Annotated in this window: 1 protein-coding gene; it reads left to right on the top strand. The window is 74.2% G+C overall.

The window, feature by feature from the left end; translation table 11 throughout:
• Window positions 1-625 precede the first annotated feature (625 nt).
• Window positions 626-2,059 carry an RNB domain-containing ribonuclease gene (locus ABT008_RS23785; RefSeq protein WP_350698539.1) on the top strand — a complete coding sequence of 478 codons (1,434 nt, stop codon included), beginning with the start codon at window positions 626-628 and terminating at the stop codon, window positions 2,057-2,059.
• The last annotated feature ends 172 nt before the right edge of the window (window positions 2,060-2,231 follow it).

Here is a 2,231-nt window from a genome sequence, read left to right on the forward strand (position 1 = left end):
CACGGCGTGTGCGGGTCACGGCGTGTGTGGGTCACGGCGTGTGCGGGTCACGGCGTGTGTGGGTCACGGCGTGTGTGGGTCACGGCGCTGCCGGGTTGTCTTCACGGGGTGCGCTCGGAGGACGCTTGTCCTGGGCTGTGAGTTGGTCCCTGTCGGGTGCCCTCGGAGGGCCGTGCCCACGTGCGAGGCAGCAATATCCCTGATACTGCTGCCTCGCGGCCCAGTTGAGGCAGCAGTATCAGGGATGTTGTGCGGATCTTGGCGGCCCGAGGGGCGCAGGCGAGCAGGGTCGGGCGGGCGAGGGCAGCCGGTCGGGCGGACACACTGCTGGACATGGGGGGCTGGACGAGTGCCCTGATCGGCGTCTGCGCCAGCCGGCTCGCCAGACCCGCCACAGACGTGTAGTGGCGGGGTGGTCGGATCTTCGCAGCCCGAGGGGCGCAGGCGAGCAGGGTCGGGCAGGTAAGGCGGCCGGTCGGGCGGACACCGCGGGGCATGGGCGGCTGGACGAGTGCCCTGATTGGCGTCTGCGCCAGGCGGCTCGCCGGGTCCGCCACAGACGTGTGGTGGCGGGGTGGTCGGTCGGGGGAGGGCGGGGTGTGCGGGAGGCTGTCAGGATTGGCCCATGGTCATCCGACGGGTTGTCGCACCTCGCATCGACTTCGGTGGGCTACGTCGTGAGTTGGGGCTGCCTGAGGCGTACCCCGAGCAGGCACAGCGGGAGGCCGACGAGGCGGTCGCCGCGCCGCCCCGGCCGGCGGTGGACCGGACGGACGTTCCGCTGGTCACGGTGGACCCGCCCGGGTCGCGGGATCTGGACCAGGCGATGCACCTCAGCCGTCGTACGGGTGGCGGGTTCCGGGTGCGGTACGCGATCGCGGACGTGGCCTCGCACGTACGCCCGGGTGGTGCCCTGGAGGAGGAGACCTGGCGGCGGGGGCAGACGGTCTACCTGCCCGACGGCAACGTGCCGTTGCATCCGCACAGTCTCGGTGAGGGGGCGGCGAGCCTGCTGCCGGAGGTGGACCGGGCGGCGGTGCTGTGGACCATCGACCTGGACGCCGACGGCGCGACCACGGCTGTCTCGCTGGAGCGGGCGCTGGTGCGCAGCCGGGCCCAGTTGGACTATCCGAGTGTGCAGGCCGACGCGGATGCGGGCCGGTTGCCGGAGCCGATCGCGTTGTTGCCGGAGATCGGTGCGCTGTTGACCGCCCGGGGTCTGCGTCGGGGAGCGATCAACCTGCCGATCCCGGAGCAGGACGTGGAGGCCGACGGCGACGGGTGGCGGCTGGTGCTGCGGGCCCCGGTGCCGATGGAGGAGCACAACGCACAGATCTCGCTGCTGACCGGGATGGCGGCGGCGGACCTGATGCTGGCCGGCGGGATCGGCCTGTTGCGGACGATGCCCGCGCCGAAGCCGGAGGCGGTGCAGCGGTTGCGGGCGGCGGCGGGGCCGCTGGGCGTGCACTGGCCGGAGGGGATGGGCGTCGGGGAGTTGCTGCTGGGGTTGGACCCGGCGCAGCCGAGGGCCGCCGCCTTCGTCGACCAGGCGGCGGAGCTGATGCGGTCGGCGGCGTACACGGCGTTCGACGGCGAGGTCCCGGAGCAGCCGGCGCACGGTGGGGTGGCGGCCGCGTACGCGCATGTGACGGCGCCGCTGCGACGGCTGGCCGACCGGTACGCCACGGAGGTCTGCCTGGCCCTGCACGACGGCCGGACGGTGCCGGACTGGGCCCGGGAGGCGTTGCCCCGGCTGCCGGCGGTGATGTCGACGACGGACCGCGCCGCGTCGGCGGCCAGCCGGGGCGCGATCGACCTGGCCGAGGCGGTGCTGTTGGCGCATCGGGTGGGGGAGACGTTCGACGCGGCGGTGTTGGACGTCGACGCGCCGTCGAACGGCAAGGGGCGCGCGAACCGTCCGCCCGGCGGTGCGGTGGCCATCGACGATCCGCCGGTACGGGCCCGGTGCACCGGTGAGTTGACGCCCGGCACCCGGGTCCGGGTCAGGCTGGTCACGGCCGACCCGGCCACCCGCACGGTCACCTTCGCCCTCGCCTGACCGACCCGCCACGACAACCGGCCCGGCACCGAGAGCCGGTCCGGCACCGTGTACCGGCCCGGCACCGTGTACCGGCCCGGCACCGTGTACCGGCCCGGCACCGTGTACCGGCCCGGCACCGTGTACCGGCCCGGCACCGTGTACCGGCCCGGCACCGTGTACCGGCCCGGCT

Source organism: Micromonospora sp. NPDC002389 (assembly GCF_040296095.1).
Classification (GTDB): Bacteria; Actinomycetota; Actinomycetes; order Mycobacteriales; family Micromonosporaceae; genus Micromonospora.

Coding starts and splice junctions, on each gene's coding strand:
- ABT008_RS23785 (WP_350698539.1), top strand. CDS start 626: ATGGTCATCCGACGGGTTGTCGCACCTCGCATCGACTTCGGTGGGCTA.